Raw genomic sequence first — 16,899 nt, forward strand, 5'->3', positions numbered from 1 at the left:
TCATAATCATATTTTGGATAATACTAATTTCCCCATTCCAATAAGACCATGATCATCATCTTCTTCTCCTATCACAACAGACAAATTCTCAGGAGTCATGAATGTAGTGACTTTGTGAATTTCATTTTGAAGTTTGTCGGTATACAACTCTCCCAATGAGGTAGCAAATCCACCAATAATAATATATTTCTTGATTCCAATAGAATAAAATATGTTCGATAATGAATTAGCTAAAGGTTTAATTGATTCATCAAGAACGTAATTGGCGAACAAATCACCTTTTTTAATTGCTTCAGCTAAAATTTGATTGTTGATATAATCCTCAGAATTTAATGAGGAATTATTAAAAAGTTCAGTATTCTTCACACGGAAAATATTAGCTAGTTTTTCAATTCCTCTTCCAGAGGATACACTAGCTAAGTGTCCAGGTTGTCCACATTCACAAATGAAATCTCGAAATGTATCACCGATGTATGAATGACCCAATTCCCCACCCGAACCGTCTAATCCACTAAGAGGACCCACGTTTTTCAAGAATACTTTGTTTCCCAGTCCCGAACTTACAGTGACAATGCAGTAATCTTCAGATGAAGTATCAAAATATCGATAACCCGCTGCTGTCATATCATTTACCACATAAATGTGTTCCATATCTAACTTTTTCTTTAATATTTCAGCTAAAGGGATTTGTTTAGTATTTATTCCGCTCCAAAGTGTAGGTGCTGAAGAAACCGCACCTACACTATTTACTGGACCAGGGAATGAAACTCCTACACCTAATATATTGTAATTAGCAATATATGACTCATACGTTCCCACAAAGTATTCAATCAGCAAATCCACTAAATTTTCAATAGAAGACTCTGGATTATTCAGATAGCTTGGACTTCCTTGTTTTACTACTTCAAGCAAAACACCGTTAGTCAAGTATATTCCAGCCCTAGAAGTAGTCCCGCCTATATCAAACACAAGTATTACGTTCTGTTTCAAATGGAAGCCTCCCTTTGGAGAGAGACCTGAAAAATATATACTTTCATAGTAGAATTGGAATTGTTCACTAACCCATGCGTCCCGTGGAGAGGATTTGAGATAACATCGCCTGCAACTACCTCATATTCTTTTTCCCCCAGCGTCATTAAACCAGTTCCCTCTATAATAAAGTATATTTCCTCATTTTCATTGTGTGTATGAACACCAATAGAAACGCCAGGAGGAATTTCAACAAAGTCTATAAAATCAATTCCTGAATGAAAATCTTTAGATTCATAAGGTCTAACTTTTGATAAGAATCCCTGTCCCCCATGACTCTTCTCAGGTTCATAGGCAGTATTAAATACATTCACAATTTTATATCCCATTTTCATACCTCATTCTATTCAAATAAAATTGGTTCAAGAAATTGCTTTGCTTTGGATATTGCCTCTTCTGATGACATTGATATATCGTCGATCTCTAAAGAAATCACACCATTATAACCTGATAATTTCACTGCGGTTAAAAACTTTTTCCAGTTAGTATCGCCCCAACCAGGGATACGGGATCTGAAACCTCTTCCCTTCCTATTTAGGTCTCCATGTGGCATCCATCCAGATGTATTTAAATGATTAGTGAATTCTGTATCTTTTCCATGTACGTTGAAGATTTTCTTTCCTAAGACTTCTGCATAAATGGAAGGATCTACTCCAGTAATCAATAAATTCGAAGGATCCAAACAATAACCGAAACTATCTATATTTAATAGTTCACTCATTTCTAAAGCCGTCTCAAGGTTATAAGCCATTTGTTGCGGACTAATCTCATGTGCAAATTTAATTCCTAATCTTTCATATTCCTCTAAAATAGGCATCCAGGTGCTTTTAGCATTCTCTTTCTGTTTCTCCCATCCGTCTTTAGAAGGCCAAGGATGATACTGTGAGAATTCCAAACATCCAAGATGGCCAATAACCAATGGGATGTTATACTCTTTTGCTGCCTTTGCAGCTTGAATAGTTCTTCGAATTCCGTAAGCTTTTTGTTCTTCTTTAGATCCGGAATAAAACTGCTGCGTTGCTTCTCCATAGGGACCTAGTACTAGCTGAGTATCTCTATGAATTGCTAAGCCTGAAATTGTTAGTCCAGATTCAGAAAAAATTTGATTGAGTTTATTTTTGTAACTTGGATCTGATGCACGTTCAATATCAAAATGTAAACTCCCGTTATTTGCAGTTAACTCTACGCTGTTAATACCAAGGGTTTTAATCTTTTCTAAGGCTACCTCTAATGTTTCGTTCTGATAGATGCGAGTAAATAATCCTAAATGCATAAGGTTTCCATCTCCTTCATCACATCGCCTAGTATCTCAAACATTTCGCTAATTTGATCTAATGTGACGATTACCGGAGGCTTAATAACAATTTTGTTGTTATATCGTCTTAAGAACAGACCTCTTTCTAAAGAACGATTAAAGACTTCTTCAGCGATTTCATCTCCATTGTTATCCGTATTGTCAAACTCAATGCAATGGATTAATCCAACTCCCCTATGAGAAAAAGATAAATTATTTGCTTCTTTTAAAGTCATAATTTGGCTGACCATAGCATCATACTTTAACTCAATTTCAAAATCAGTCGTTTCCAACTCATTTAAACAAGCAAATGCTGCCGCACAAGATAGAGCATGTCCTCCATGAGTAAAATCTGCTTCATTGTAATCAAGAACGGCAGAAAGTTCTTCTTTCACCAGCACTCCAGCTAATGGATGACCTCCCGATAGTCCTTTTCCTAAGGTAATAATATCTGGAGAAAGACCATAATAGTTTGTAGCAAATAAACCTGGTAACCAACCAAAACTTTGATTCTCATCTAATATAAGAAGAATACCGTTTTCTTTCGCTAGGCTATTCACACTCTGTAAATACAATTTTGTTTTGGAATTAACTAAGACTCCTGCGTTCACCATCATTGGGTCTAACAAAATGGCAGCAATACTCTTTGTCTTAATAACTTCAATTAATTCATTTAATGTTTCTTTATAGTCTCCCTCTTCTTTACAATTTGGAGGATTTACAAACACAATATCATCCGTATTGCCGGCCAACGTCCTAGGGTCCCTTCCATAACCTCTTAATTGAATGGTTTGTGTCGTTTGACCTGTGTGGCCCTGATTAAATGAAATAATGCCAGTCTTACCTGTATATTTCCTAGCAATTTTCACACCGGTTTCATTAGCATCAGACCCGTCACACATTTTAATATTCACTTTGGTAAATCCGTCTGGTGCTATTTGAACAAGTTTCTCAGCAGTCTTAAAATAAGACATAGAGCTGAAACGACTCGAAGCATAGGTCAATGTTTTAGCTTGTTCCGTAATTGCATCCACTAATGCAGGATGACACTGACCCAAAAGTAAATTCAACGTCTGACTGGAAAAATCCATAAATCGTTTTCCATCATAATCCCAAAAGTAAATTCCCTCACCACGGCATGCTGGCGATGTGCCTTCCACGGGCCATGTATTTCTAGTCAAGTATTTCAAATACACACTGTTTGTAATTTTCATAATATTTTCCTCCTAGTTTCTTATCAATAAAGTATCTTTTACGATAACCTCTTCGAAATATTTACTTATACTCATTACTTCGTTTAAATCGTGGGCTTCAACTAATATCCTCACTAAATGTTCTGTACCAGATTTTCTTATAAATACTCTCCCTCGATCTCCGAGTTGGGTTTGCACTTTCTCTATCTTCGCTTGGATATATCTAGGCATATCCCATGAGGCATTACATGGTATATTGATTAATTTATTGGGGTACATAAATGATGCTTTTCGCAACATGCTAATTGGCTGCTTTAAAGTCTGTATCATTTGTATGAAGAGCAAGGCAGTTAGTAATCCATCAGAAGTGGTACTATACTTTGAGAACATGAGATGCCCCGAAGACTCTCCCCCGAGCACAATTTGATTCTCTTTCATACACATGGTTACGTTTTTATCCCCCACTGGGGTGATTTCTATTTCAATTCCGTAGTGAATGATATGATTGATCAAGCCTAAGTTTGTCATAATAGTAGTAGCAATAGTGTTATTAAATAGCTCCCCATTATCTTTGTAGTACAAGGCAATCATCGTGAGCATTTCATCCCCAGTGAGTCTATGACCTTGATCGTCAACTAGGATACAGCGGTCTGCATCTCCATCGAATGCTATTCCCATAATAGCTTTTGAACTTTTAACCTGATGTTCTAGTAAACTGGTGTCCATGGACCCACAAGCTTTATTAATATTTTTCCCATCTGGACGATCGTTAATTGAGACAATCTCAAAACCTAAATCCTTAAAGTACTTTGGTGCGATGTTGCTTGCTGCTCCATTAGCACAGTCTATAACTAACTTTGAACCTTCATTCGTAATGGGTACACTAACTGAAAGGTAATCCAGATAATCAGAACTTCCTTTCGCTTCCCAAAATAACACTTCTCCTATAGTTTCATTTCCAAACTTATTGTTATTTTGATTGTAGTGTTGTTCAATCTTCTTCTCTTCTTCTTTGGTTATTTTATAGCCATATCTATCAAATATTTTTATTCCATTATAGTAATAGGGGTTGTGTGAAGCAGACACTACAATACCTAAATCACAATCGTATTTCTTCGTTAAGAATGCGATCGCTGGAGTCGGGAGTATACCCACTTTTATCACGTCAATCCCGCAAGAAGTAAATCCGGCAATTAAAGCATGCTCAATCATCAAATTGGACTGTCTAGTATCATATCCAATGATAACTTTGTGATTGCTCTCAGAATCCCCAGCGTATTGAATAATATAATTTCCGATACCTCTAGCAATTCTCAAAATTCTCTCTGGCGATAGTTCTTCGTTTGAAAATCCTCGTATTCCGTCCGTTCCAAAAAGATCATTCATCATACTTCAATGCTCCTTTTGGCGTTAAATGCAGATTGATAGATTTGAAGATTATTCATTGCTGAAGCAAGTAATTGTAAAGGAAGTTGTTCAGGCTTTTTGACAAAACTTGCTTCTCCTATAGATAGAGGAATTACAAGGTTTAAATCATTTCCTCGATGTTGAATCACTATATCTAACGATTTATACATAAGTTCTGGAATGAACGTTTCCGCATTGAAAATTTCATATCCAATTGACAACAACGTGGATAAGATATTATTCCTATCAGTTTCATTAATTCTACCCATTAGGTAGGATATTTCAGTTGAAATCGCAATATCCATTACAACCGCTTTACCGTGATTAATTCTATAATTCGAATACTCTTCTATAAAAGGACTAAACGTATGTCCGAAGTCTACCAGCCTTTCAAGATTATCCTCATAAAAGTTTCCATTGAGATGGTCGAGCATTTGTTGGACAGATATATAATTAATCTTATTTGAAACAAACAAATTATTTTGGTATTTGCCCTCTAGAAGTTCCACATGATTCTTTTTTACAAGATCGAAGAGGTATTGATCACAAATGATTGCCATTTTAATAATTTCCCCTATCCCGCACAAGAATTGATCTTCGGGAAGCGTTTTCAACAGATTGATATCATTGAAAGTAGCAATTGCGGGGTGAAATGATCCTATATAATTTTTTGTGCCTGCAAAATTTACACCTGTTTTTATACCTACACCTGCATCAACCTGCCCTAATAATGTAGTCGGTATTCGCAAATAATCTAAGCGTCGTTTAAACATGGATGCTGCAAAACCAACGATATCAAGTAATATACCTCCTCCTATAGCAACAAACAGTGATTTTCTGTCTAGTCCAAATTCTTTCCCTTTACTGCAAATCTCCAAAACATTATCCATATTTTTATTAAGTTCCGTCGTCTTAATTACAATAATTTTGAAGTTAGTTATATGAGAACTAAAATATCCTTCAATTTCATTTCTAAAAAGCTTATTTACCGTTTCACTTATGACCACACAGCATTTTTTTTGCTTACAGTAATCCTTAATCAAAGAATTTTCTAAATTAAATATTCCTTCTGAGAAATATACTTTGAAAGAAGTACTTTGATTTACATCAGCTATAATTTCACTCATACTATTTACTTTCATTTCTGATCTCCTTGCATTCTATAAAGTTTAATGTGGTATATTCTCATGAATGTCGACTTAACACTTTGTTTTCTAGCCTATTTTATTTAATAACTCCTCTAAGCAACTTTTTTCTTGACGTAGGATCTTTTCTAACTCCGCTTCTATCTTATTTAGAAGAGAACTAGACTTCGTAACGTTGTACTTAATAACGGTATTCCTTAAAATCATAGATTGTTTCTCTAAATCTACATACTTCACAATGGCTTCATCTGTATGTTTTAGATAACCTAAATTAGCCATGTATTGTAGACGAAGCATCATAATTTTTTTGTGCTCCCAAATTAGGTGAAATGGCCTTATATCTAGATTTTCAATCTTGTGCTTGTGATGTCTAAATCTAGTTAACAAGTACTTGTAAACTTCCAGGCCATAGAGACTCATGACGTTATAATTGATAGGATCAAACGAACGCTTTGAGTATAAATGTCGACGCATACCATCTATGATTTGATCAATGTTCAACTCATAAATATCTTCATTTTTCTTTTTTAGCAAAATAACCCGAGATATATGATCATAAGGACTGCAAATATTATTAAAAGCATCATTTATCTCTTCATACGTGCATTTTGTTTCTTGATATTTTCCATTTGCCAGATTATCAGCAATATAAATTGACTCATCATCGTACCCTAATATCAGGGTTTCATGAAACTGACTTTGTTTCTTATAAACAGCATGCGCAGGAATATAGAAACGGTCTAAATGGCACCAAACATATGAATCAGAGTCAATAGAATGCTTTATAAAATCAACGAATGTATCCCATTTAGAATTCACTATTTCCCGTGACAGGACATTCTTTCTAATAAACGGACAAGTTTCAACAATTATGTCTTGATTATCATAACAATATAGTTCCCAATCAATTACATATCTTAACTGTATAAAATTATTGCAAACCCAAGGCATCAAGTTCTCTTCATCAGCGAGAATGGAAAATAAAGTCCCTTGGTAATTCATTGTGTCCATTATTGGTTGTCCCAAAAAAAGTTTTTTCATAATTTAATGACCCCATATATTAAGATATTTAGAAGTAGAATAAGAGAACAACTTAGTCTATAAAACAATATCAATCCATTTAGCTCCGATTACTCATTGCGATTTCCTCATTGAGCTTAATTATTCGATTTGGATCAAAAAACCTTTCTGCAAAAGACATATCCCATCTTCCTGCAATTTCGTTACTATTGTAGTGGTATACTTCATCCAAATAGGATAAATCCTGAGGTTTCAAACGGATCAGAATATCATCTGATACTACATCAATATACAGACTGTTAAGGTTTGATAATGCGTAGTAAACTCCTTTGTGAGACTGCGTTGCCTCAACACTTTCGTGAAATTTATTCCAATCGATACAAATTTCTTTATGAACGAGTAGATAAAAGATATCGCATAACTTATATAAGGTAAGATCGTTATAGGCTTTTACATCTCTAATTGTGGTAGCTTCTTTGTAATAATGAATACATAAGAATATTAAAAAATCTTCCCAGTTCAATGTCTTTATACGAGTGTTATCTATGTTCACACTAATGGAATTGTCTAATAAATTTGTGACTGAAACATCAGTTCTATTTGCAGTATTTAGATCAATAGAGAACTGAAGATCTACTTCGTGAGAATGGATAATTAATGAATTGGGTGTCTTTATAATAAAAGGATGTACTTCATGAGATACTAGAGACCAAAACATCGTGTCTTTTCTAGATGCAGCAACAATATCACTCCGGTCTAAATTAATGACACCTTGGATATATCCTACATCTTTGAGACATTGAGTTGCTAAATTTATCTGGCTAGGATGGATAAGGATATCTGTATCACCGAAATTCCGTGCTCCCCAATCTTTATACACACAAGCTGATAGGGCTATGCCCTTAAGCAGTGCATAGTTTATCCCATTTTCATCAAACTTTTGGCATACTCGTTTTGTATGTTCCCACTGTTCTTTTGCCTTATTTAATTGAAGATTGTAACTTTGGGAGACGTTTGAAAAGAGCTTTTCATATGAAAGCTGAACATCAAGTTTTTTCAAATATTTTTGAATATTGCTCCAAACCATCCCGGTAACACGATGATATTGTAATAATCCCAGCACTCGACTCCAATCCATGTGCGAATTCACCAAGTCCATTACCTGCGTAGTTTCCGTCTCTGTCCATGTTGGTTTCACTAACAATAGGACTAGCCTCTCTTCAGTCTTTAAAGAATCTAAATTAGTAACCATTTAATCACCCTTTCACTTCTACTTTATTCGCTATCAATGGATCTTGAGCCAAACTGTAGCAAATGTCGGCATTTTCTACAGTAGATAATCGATGTGCGATAATAATAGTCGTTTTCTCTTTTCGTATAAGATCAATATTGGCTTGAACACGCCTTTCCGTCTCTAAATCCAAGGCAGAAGTCGCTTCATCCAGTATTAGAACTTCGGGATTTCCTATTATAGCCCTTGCCAGGGCTATTCTTTGTCGCTGACCGCCTGATAAGTTCACTCCCCGTTCACCTAATAAGGTATCGAAACCATCTGGAAGACTCACGATATTCTCGTAAATCTCAGCATGCCTACAAGCCTCAGCAAGTTCTGCTTCTGTAAAATCACGGCCTAAAGTTATGTTAGAACGTATGCTATCAGGCAGAAGATAGGGATCTTGAAAAACAGCATTCACTTTTTGAGCCCAAGTTTCCCTTTTTAACTTTTGTATTGGAATATCATTAATCTCGATATGTCCCGAAGTAGGTGAATATAGTCTAAGAAGAAGTTGAGCAATTGTTGATTTACCTGATCCGCTTTCTCCAACGATTGCTACCTTTTTACCAAATGGAATTTCTATCGTAAGGCCATTAAGAACTTGCTTTTCTCCTTCAGCATAAGAGAAACTTACCTTCTTAAAAGAGATCCTTTTGACAGGCTGCGTCAAGCTGACTTCTCCTGGATCCATTTGTTTACTACTCATTAATTGTTGTGCCTTATATATTCCTCCGTAATCATTTGAAAATTGCATAATTGAATTGTACGTCCCTTGAAAAGCATCTAATAATTGGATGGAAAATTGATAGAACACTACAAAGGTACCGATGGTTAAGTTACCTTCCAAAACCATATATCCGCCATAACCTAAAATTAATAGGTTGGAGCCCCATCGCATAGGTTCGGAAATGACTAATTGCTTTCTCTGTATACGAGCAATTTCAAAAACTTTATGAATGTAATTTTGTGCGCTTTGTTTTATCTTATTGATTTCCCAATGAATTCGATGAAAAGCAATGACTTCTCTTGAAGCAGATATACCTTCCTCAATATTCACATTGTGTTCTGCCTTCAGGTTACTACGTTGAATTGATAATTTACTTATACGTGAACCAAAGTATTTTCCCTGAATAATGTATAGGACCGAAAGTGGCACAATAATAAATAAGAGCTGTGGTACAGTAAAGCCTACAATGCATAAGAGCAGTATAAGATTTAGAATTCTTTCTATAAGATCTGGAAACCCCCAGATATACGTATTCTTGGAGTTTAACAAGTCATTGAGATAAGATAGCAAACTACCCACTCGTTCTTTTTGGTAATGATCTGCAGGCATTTGATATAGAAATTCCATATACTCTTTTCGCATCATCAACCTCAATCTATCCGAGGCTCTTTCAAACAAGATATCTTTGAAACACCAAGAGGCAATGTAACTAAAAGCCAAGAAAACAAATAAACCTAGTAAATACGGAAACAAACTATAGTTTTTTTCTAAAAATACATCATCAATAATATATTTTTGAGTAAATGTAATCATCAAGTTGGTAACAACGGATATCACGAGCAAAAGCATTGCCAAGAGATATATACGTTTAACCTTTGCAATATAGCTAACGACCCAACGAAGCGACTGAAGCATCTTTTTTCTCTCCCATCAGTAACTCATGAAAAGCTCCCTTTTTCACGAGCAAATTCTCATAAGTTCCAACTTCAGATATCCTACCATCTTTTATCATAACTATTTTGTCATAGTCCTGTATCGTTGAAATCCTATGAGCTACTGCGAGAATGGTACGTCCTTTAAAAAGATGGTCAAGCGCATCTTTTACTTTCTTTTCGTTGACGTGGTCCAAAGCGGATGTTGCCTCATCTAAGACAATTATTGGAGGGTTCTTCAGGATCATACGCGCAATCGCAATTCGCTGTCTCTGTCCGCCCGAGAGCCTACTTCCTCTTTCGCCTACGAGGGTTTCATATGAATCTGGAAGTTCACTAATAAAGCTATGAGCAGATGCTGCCTTCGAAGCGGCGATTATGTCCTCATCTGATGCATCTGGATTACCAAATCGTATATTTTCTTTGATACTATTGCCATACAAATACGTCTCTTGGAATACGTACCCTACATTTTCCCTAAGCTGGGACAACGAAAGTTCGGATAATATGACATCATCCAAAGAAATAGATCCTTCTGTAGGATCATAAAACCGTGAGATCATCTTTATTAAGCTAGACTTCCCGTGTCCGCTCATGCCAACAAAAGCCACCTTTTCTCCTGCTTCTATTGTTAGATCAATATTTTTTAAGATCATTGAGGAAGGACTATACCCGAAACTTACATTATCGAATTCGATCCTACCTCTCACTACAGGAAGCTGCACTGGATTATCCGCTTCTATGACATCAGACTCCAACTCCATGAAGTAATGTAATCTTACAGTTTGAATTAATAATTCCTTTTGTTCGGTTAAATTTGTTATTAAGACCGTGAGATCAAACATTACCTTATAATAAAGAATCGTAAATGCTATAAACTCTCCTAGTGTCAGAAGATCTTGGGAAACAAAAAAATAGCCAAAGATGAACATTAAAACACCACTGAAATACACCATAACCCTTCGAAATGCACCACGATAATTAATAAGTTTAAAGAAAATCACATTAATCGCAGCAGTTTGTTTGTCTTTTTCTAAAAGACGTTCCAGATCCCATCCCTCTTGCCCATATGACCTTAATTCAATCAAGGAAGATATGCTGTCATATTGTCTTTTGTTGAGTTCTGAATGAGCATTTTCCAATTGTTGCGCATACAAAGCTGATTTTCTTTCAAAGTATGGTCCACACAAGTAGTAAATGATTATTCCTGGAATAAACACTAATGAAAGTTGCCAACTTAAATAAAACATAAATGTAAAAGTTACTATAAACGTTATCGTAAACTGCAAAATGGTTGGAAAGTACAGACGAATGATTTTCTGTAACGCTTCAACTTCAATTTGGAATAATGAGAATACCTCTCCAACAGGATATTTCTCATAAAACGAGTAACCTAAGCTTCTTATTTTATGAAAGACTCCTATCTGCATATCCCTTGACACCCATTCTTGGACTTTCTGATCAATCATATATTTTAGTATTGTAGAAATGACGACGATTGTAATGATAAAAACTATAATTTCAAGGGAATTCCGATATTTAGATAAGTCATTTGCAGGAAGAATTTCATCTACCAAGAATTGTACAAATTTAGGTATTGAGATTTGTGCTAAAGAAAGAATTAGTCCAAGTAGTATGCTAACTGAAAACAACTTTTTGTATGGACTAAGAAAAGAAAGAGTCCATGTATATATCTTGAGAAGATTAACTTTACCTGTTGTTACACGTTTTTCTCCTATTCTAAGACTAGTCTGTCCCAAGATAATTCCACCCCTTAATTTAAATCTAGACCTCCCTCAAGGATTCTAGAATACTTTCTTCTAAAACATGAAACCCATCATTTAGTTCAACTTGATTTATTGTTAATGGTGGAAGTAATTTAATAACTGAATCTTTTCGTCCAACACATTCTACAAGCAATCCTTTTTCAAAGCATTTGTCTCTTATTTTTTCAGCTATATATGAAGATTGAATTCGACTTAAATCTACTCCCCAAATCATTCCCTTGCCTCTGATTTCAATTTGAGGATGGATCGATGAGATCCTTACAAGTACAGATTTCATTTGAGCAGATTTTATAGCAATATCATTTTCAATTTCTCCCCATATATCTAGAGCGGCGGCAGCTGTTATTAACGCCAGTTGATTGCCTCTGAACGTGCCATTGTGCTCACCTGGAGACCAAATATCCAAATGATTTTTTATTAAGAGTAGTGCCATAGGTAAACCATACCCACTTATCGATTTTGAAAGAACTACAAGATCTGGTACTATGCCAGCATCCTCGAATGAAAAGAAGGTACCTGTGCGTCCACAACCAACCTGTATATCATCACAAATGAGCAAAACCTCATGTTTTCTACACAGCTCTTCCAAGGATCTCAACCACTCGACTGAAGCAACATTAATACCACCTTCAGCCTGGATTGTTTCTAATATTATAGCTGCCGGTTTATCAATTCCTGAATGATCATCTGCTAAAACCTGTTCAATATATGATAGGGTGTCCATATTGTATGTATCACCTGCATATGGAAAGAACGTTGTATTATTCAGTGGAATACCGGCAGCTTGCCGGTGATAGTGGTTACTAGTTACGGATAAACTACCTAGCGACATACCATGGAAACCTCCCATGAATGCAAATATACCTGTCCTTTGGGTAACCTTTCTAGCTAATTTTATGGCAGCTTCAACAGCATTTGTCCCAGTAGGTCCACAAAATTGTAATTTATAAGAGTACCCTTTTCTTTTTAATATGGAGTTATCAAATTTAAGTAAAAATTGTTCCTTTGCTTCAGTATACATATCCAAAGAGTGAACAATTCCATCTGTCTCAATATATTCTACAAGCTTACTTTTTAGATATTCATGATTATGACCATAATTAAGTGCGCCTGCTCCAGCAAAAAAATCAATATATTTTTTTCCTGTGTTTGAATAAACAAAAGCTCCCTTAGCTTTAGTGAATTTGTCAGGGAATGACCTACAATACGATCTTACGTTAGATTCTAGTTCTTCAAAAACCATGTGCTAATCATTCCTTTTTCTACATTAAATTATCTACTGTTTATTCGTAAAAGAGATCACTTTGGGTTGTATTTTCATCTCTAATTCCGTATTTTCATATATTTCCATTGCTAAATTTTGCGCGATTTCAATTGAATCCGATACTGTAAGTATTCTTGCAATGATATCTGTGTTTGAAGACGCCCCAGTAACATACTGATTTACTTCTTTAAGAAAAATGATATTTACATCACTGTGATTTATATATGATTGATCAATTTTTATTCCACAGAGATTTCCTGCAATGGGGCTTGTTACTTCAAGACATACCGAATATTTTGGCTTACTTAAATTCATTTTCGCAAGTTCCCCTGTAACAAACAATGCACATACTTGGTCAAAAACAGATATGTTCAGTGCTCGATCAATCATCCACGGATTGGGTGGACCTATAAGTCGGGGATTCACTTCCAGAATATAAACCTCGTCTTCTTCGGTAACAATAAATTCGATGTGACATGGGCCAAAATTGTACTGAAACTCATCTACAAAACGCTTAGTTTCTTCAACAATTTTATCCACTATCGGTTCATTAACAGGAAATGTGTATCCTAGCTCGATAAAGTATGGTAATTGACTCATTAGACGGTTAGTAACACCTAGAATTTGAATTTGACCGTTAGCAACGATAAATTCACAACTATAAATGTTCCCCTGAATGTATTCTTCCAACAGGAAAGTAGGTTTATATAGGTTCCCTGTAAACCGAGAAATGTATTTTAATTTCTTAAAACTTTCGGTTAACTCTTGTTCATTATTTATCAGTTTTACACCTACTGATTCGTTACCATTTACTGGTTTAAAGACCCATTGTTTGTTCTGAGAAGTACGATAAAAATCTATTGCTTCCTTGATCTCACTAAATGAATAGAATTTCGGATGAGCAAAACTTAATTGATTTTGTTTCCTTCGAAATTCATCTTTAAAATGAAAGACAAAAGATGATTCTGAACTTAGAAACGAATAATTATACTTTTCACAAATTAAACTGACTGGATATATAAAAAAGTCACTTGTAGAAACAATTGTTTTTACCATGTGCTCGCTTTTAATCTCGTTTATTAATGAAGATAAAAAGTTAAACTGCACTATTCTCTTATCAGTTATTACTTTTGTTGCACGTTTAATATTTTCACTATCGTACGGTACAATACCTGAAGTAATTAAAATCACTTCATATCCTAATGTTTGAAAAGACAGTATTTCAGCGCCTCTGTTACCTGATTCAACAATGATTACATATTGTATCATTGTTGCAACCCATATGTATTAGTAAGGAGTTCGGATATTTTGTATATACTTGAAAAATTCTCAATTAATAGGTCTTGATCATCGATCTGAATATCAAATTCGATTTCTAAATTTACAATTAACTCAATTGTCTTTATAGAATCTAGACCCTCATTTCGAAGTTCAGTATGTAATTCAATACCTCCTTCACGATGTAACACTTCTAAAACTTTTGATAATATTATTTGTTCCAAAGAAGAAACTTGCTGAACCATTATAAAAACAACTCCATTTCTATATTCAAATCAGGCCAATTTTCTGTCTTGTATCCATATAAATCAATGATAGCTTCTTTCCAACGATCCGTACCAAAAGCAATACATCCAGAATGTAGAGGCTGCCCATTAACATCTTTGATGTTATATTTTGAGCAAAGCATATCATTGCAATAGTTAAATGAAGCGATAGATACCTCTTTTCCAGTTGATGTGGTAACAATAAGTTCGTATTTCGCGTTACTCATCATTTGGTATGTTCCTTTGGTTTTCAAATCTTGGCTGAAGAAAAATGGATCTGTTGCCGTAGCAATTCTCCCTTTCAAACCAATGGATTCAAATAAGTTCCAAACGACATTCATAATATCATTTCGCATATTGATTACGTGTTCTTCATCGCCAATAAATACAATTTCTCTCATAGTAAACTGACTTTTTCTGAATTTATCTTCCCTCCACTTCACTTCATGACGATAACATTCTCCTCTTCCAGTAAGCGCTTTCTCTTTAGTCAATATTTGGCCTTGTAATTCTTCATAGCAGTGATAGCATATACATGGTTGTAAAACTTCCCCTTTAAACTCTAGTGCATCGTTATATCTTTCTTCCTTTGCTTTAAGTCGGAAAGTCTTTATTGCGTCGATATTATGAGGAACAGATGCTACCCCAAAGATATTCTGAGGAAAATGAACATGGTACTGATTTTTCAACATGTTGTCTTTGGTAAGTATAGATGGGTACTCCCTCATTTGGGCACCGTTCTTTTTTGCAATCTTAAGGAATGTCTGATCCAACTTCTCTTTTAACAGAATTCCACTTTCATGCATAGTTGAATCATTCACAGTATTACCATTAGGCTTACGAGAATGATCTTTGGACTGAGGAAGATTTGTTTTTACAACTCTTTCCTTAATACTTCGAACGTTCTCTAACTCAATACATAGTGTTTGAAACGAATCTCTCAATGACGATATTCTATCACCATCAATTTCAGAATCTAAATGAAGTTCAATAACTTTTTTATCGCTATCGTAAGTTAAACCTGATACAGATTCAGATAAATAAAGAATTCTGTCAATCAAGATATCAACTTTATCAAACAATTTTCCAGGGACCTCTAACGAAATATACATTGTCAATCTCCTCTCTATAACCATCGTGTCCGATGGGTTAAAACACCCAGCTCGTATTTAGCAATCATTTCATACGCAACATCTGATTGTGGAGGATGAAAGCCACCTGCTTTTACATCCTGATATAATTTAGATAAAATGTTGCTTTTCCCAATACTGCTTATTCCTGAAATTTTCATTGCAATATTCACGATCTGCTCAGCATTTCTAGTAACAAGCTCTTTCGTAATTAAGCTAATGTTGCTAATATTGTCGGAAACCAGTTTGCCTGAAAGGACATCATCAAGTAAATTTGAATATCTTGTAATTTGCGAAAAGCTTGTTTCCAATAATATGGACATCTCAGCCACTGAAAATTGCACACCAGGAAAAAAAGAAAGGGCACGATTAGTGTGTGGTACTTGTTTGCTTCTACAATACTCTTTTACAAAATCATAGGCTCTTTTGGCAATTCCATAGTAAACCGAAACAATACTTAAACGGAATAAGTATCCAAATACATTGGTCTTTTGTAGAGCATCCTTTGCAGTGAATAAAGCATCTATGTACGGAACAGACACATTATCGAATAACAAACTGTTGCTATTGCTCTCAGACATCGAAATAGTATCCCAGTCAGGTTTTACAGAGATCCCTTCAGAACTTCTCCTAATTAAAAGCACCGCTATTCGTCCCTCCTGTTCAGAGGGGTTATCAACGTAGCAATAAACTGGAAGGAAGTGAACATATGGCTCCAAAGAAACAAATTTTTTTACTCCATTTATTACGTAGCCTTGTTCTGTCTTTCTGGCATGGACAGAAAACTGTTCGGGGTTTAGTTGATCTTCTCTTAAGAAATAAAATCCTGGTTCATTAAGCGAGGCAAACAGTCTCCCTGAAGCAGATTCCTTCAAAACTGAATGAATTAGTTTCTCATCAACGCCAATTTTCTGAAGTCCCCACTGAGTATATAAGTGCATTGCGAAACTTAGTGCGGTTGAAGGACAAGTTTCCGACAAACCAGAAATAAGTCGAACGTAGGCTTGCGGTTTTATATGAACATCTTGAGTAAAATGGTGTGCATCCATATTCAATAAGAAGTCGATTTTTTCTGACAAACTATGTTCACAATCTCTTGAATATTTAGTGAACTCTTCTACATAATGATACAAATTATTCATAAAAGTATC

At 35.1% G+C, this 16,899-nt stretch carries 15 protein-coding genes; all 15 read right to left on the reverse strand.

The genetic code is table 11. From position 1 onward, the window contains the following. Positions 1–6 precede the first annotated feature (6 nt). Positions 7–990 (reverse strand): ROK family protein, encoded by a 984-nt coding sequence (locus tag BLS14_RS30430; protein WP_176854877.1) that lies wholly within the window; start codon positions 988–990, stop codon positions 7–9. Further along, on the reverse strand, positions 987–1,358 hold the full coding sequence (locus BLS14_RS30435) for a cupin domain-containing protein (protein WP_090955607.1): 372 nt from the start codon (positions 1,356–1,358) through the stop codon (positions 987–989). Before BLS14_RS30435 ends, BLS14_RS30430 begins: the two co-directional genes overlap by 4 nt. 14 nt (positions 1,359–1,372) lie before the next feature. Next, complete coding sequence (locus BLS14_RS30440; RefSeq protein WP_090955608.1) at positions 1,373–2,302, reverse strand: sugar phosphate isomerase/epimerase family protein; 930 nt, start codon at positions 2,300–2,302, stop codon at positions 1,373–1,375. Beyond that, the gene (locus tag BLS14_RS30445; protein ID WP_090955611.1) at positions 2,293–3,537 is read right to left on the reverse strand and encodes an aminotransferase class III-fold pyridoxal phosphate-dependent enzyme; all 1,245 of its coding nucleotides are present in this window, start codon (positions 3,535–3,537) and stop codon (positions 2,293–2,295) included. The genes BLS14_RS30440 and BLS14_RS30445 overlap by 10 nt, the downstream gene beginning before the upstream one ends. 12 nt (positions 3,538–3,549) lie before the next feature. Next, positions 3,550–4,905: a phosphoglucosamine mutase gene (gene glmM, locus BLS14_RS30450; RefSeq protein ID WP_090955613.1), complete on the reverse strand. Its 1,356-nt coding sequence runs from the start codon at positions 4,903–4,905 to the stop codon at positions 3,550–3,552. After that, a complete protein-coding gene (locus BLS14_RS30455; RefSeq protein ID WP_090955615.1) occupies positions 4,902–6,065 on the reverse strand; it encodes a sedoheptulose 7-phosphate cyclase in 1,164 nt (387 codons plus the stop codon). Before BLS14_RS30455 ends, glmM begins: the two co-directional genes overlap by 4 nt. Positions 6,066–6,137: 72 nt before the next feature. Then, positions 6,138–7,109, reverse strand: a complete 972-nt coding sequence (locus BLS14_RS30460; protein ID WP_090955616.1) for a hypothetical protein — start codon at positions 7,107–7,109, stop codon at positions 6,138–6,140. Between the two features lie 79 nt (positions 7,110–7,188). After that, a complete protein-coding gene (locus tag BLS14_RS30465; protein WP_176854879.1) occupies positions 7,189–8,226 on the reverse strand; it encodes a nucleotidyltransferase family protein in 1,038 nt (345 codons plus the stop codon). Between the two features lie 118 nt (positions 8,227–8,344). Beyond that, on the reverse strand, positions 8,345–10,006 hold the full coding sequence (locus BLS14_RS30470) for an ABC transporter ATP-binding protein (protein ID WP_090955619.1): 1,662 nt from the start codon (positions 10,004–10,006) through the stop codon (positions 8,345–8,347). Continuing rightward, complete coding sequence (locus BLS14_RS30475) at positions 9,978–11,783, reverse strand: ABC transporter ATP-binding protein (protein ID WP_090955621.1); 1,806 nt, start codon at positions 11,781–11,783, stop codon at positions 9,978–9,980. The genes BLS14_RS30470 and BLS14_RS30475 overlap by 29 nt, the downstream gene beginning before the upstream one ends. Before the next feature lie 25 nt (positions 11,784–11,808). Then, positions 11,809–13,053: a diaminobutyrate--2-oxoglutarate transaminase gene (gene ectB, locus BLS14_RS30480; protein ID WP_090955623.1), complete on the reverse strand. Its 1,245-nt coding sequence runs from the start codon at positions 13,051–13,053 to the stop codon at positions 11,809–11,811. Between the two features lie 33 nt (positions 13,054–13,086). Continuing rightward, entirely contained in the window at positions 13,087–14,343 is a 1,257-nt protein-coding gene (locus BLS14_RS30485) for an ATP-grasp domain-containing protein (protein ID WP_090955625.1), read from the reverse strand. Next, positions 14,340–14,597, reverse strand: a complete 258-nt coding sequence (locus BLS14_RS30490) for an acyl carrier protein (RefSeq protein ID WP_090955627.1) — start codon at positions 14,595–14,597, stop codon at positions 14,340–14,342. The genes BLS14_RS30485 and BLS14_RS30490 overlap by 4 nt, the downstream gene beginning before the upstream one ends. Continuing rightward, a complete protein-coding gene (locus BLS14_RS30495) occupies positions 14,597–15,730 on the reverse strand; it encodes an aminoacyl--tRNA ligase-related protein (protein ID WP_176854881.1) in 1,134 nt (377 codons plus the stop codon). Before BLS14_RS30495 ends, BLS14_RS30490 begins: the two co-directional genes overlap by 1 nt. Positions 15,731–15,744: 14 nt before the next feature. After that, a complete protein-coding gene (locus BLS14_RS30500; protein ID WP_090955631.1) occupies positions 15,745–16,890 on the reverse strand; it encodes an acyl-CoA dehydrogenase family protein in 1,146 nt (381 codons plus the stop codon). Positions 16,891–16,899: the final 9 nt, after the last annotated feature.

The sequence above is a fragment of the Paenibacillus sp. OK060 genome, from assembly GCF_900101205.1.
Lineage (GTDB): Bacteria > Bacillota > Bacilli > Paenibacillales > Paenibacillaceae > Paenibacillus > Paenibacillus marchantiae.

Excerpts from the sequence above, each read along its gene's own strand:
- BLS14_RS30435 (WP_090955607.1), bottom strand. The coding sequence starts at position 1,358 with ATGGGATATAAAATTGTGAATGTATTTAATACTGCCTATGAACCTGAG.
- BLS14_RS30440 (WP_090955608.1), bottom strand. The coding sequence starts at position 2,302 with ATGCATTTAGGATTATTTACTCGCATCTATCAGAACGAAACATTAGAG.
- BLS14_RS30445 (WP_090955611.1), bottom strand. The coding sequence starts at position 3,537 with ATGAAAATTACAAACAGTGTGTATTTGAAATACTTGACTAGAAATACA.
- glmM (WP_090955613.1), bottom strand. The coding sequence starts at position 4,905 with ATGATGAATGATCTTTTTGGAACGGACGGAATACGAGGATTTTCAAAC.
- BLS14_RS30455 (WP_090955615.1), bottom strand. The coding sequence starts at position 6,065 with ATGAAAGTAAATAGTATGAGTGAAATTATAGCTGATGTAAATCAAAGT.
- BLS14_RS30460 (WP_090955616.1), bottom strand. The coding sequence starts at position 7,109 with ATGAAAAAACTTTTTTTGGGACAACCAATAATGGACACAATGAATTAC.
- BLS14_RS30465 (WP_176854879.1), bottom strand. The coding sequence starts at position 8,226 with ATGGATTGGAGTCGAGTGCTGGGATTATTACAATATCATCGTGTTACC.
- BLS14_RS30470 (WP_090955619.1), bottom strand. The coding sequence starts at position 10,006 with ATGCTTCAGTCGCTTCGTTGGGTCGTTAGCTATATTGCAAAGGTTAAA.
- ectB (WP_090955623.1), bottom strand. The coding sequence starts at position 13,053 with ATGGTTTTTGAAGAACTAGAATCTAACGTAAGATCGTATTGTAGGTCA.
- BLS14_RS30485 (WP_090955625.1), bottom strand. The coding sequence starts at position 14,343 with ATGATACAATATGTAATCATTGTTGAATCAGGTAACAGAGGCGCTGAA.
- BLS14_RS30490 (WP_090955627.1), bottom strand. The coding sequence starts at position 14,597 with ATGGTTCAGCAAGTTTCTTCTTTGGAACAAATAATATTATCAAAAGTT.
- BLS14_RS30495 (WP_176854881.1), bottom strand. The coding sequence starts at position 15,730 with ATGTATATTTCGTTAGAGGTCCCTGGAAAATTGTTTGATAAAGTTGAT.
- BLS14_RS30500 (WP_090955631.1), bottom strand. The coding sequence starts at position 16,890 with ATGAATAATTTGTATCATTATGTAGAAGAGTTCACTAAATATTCAAGA.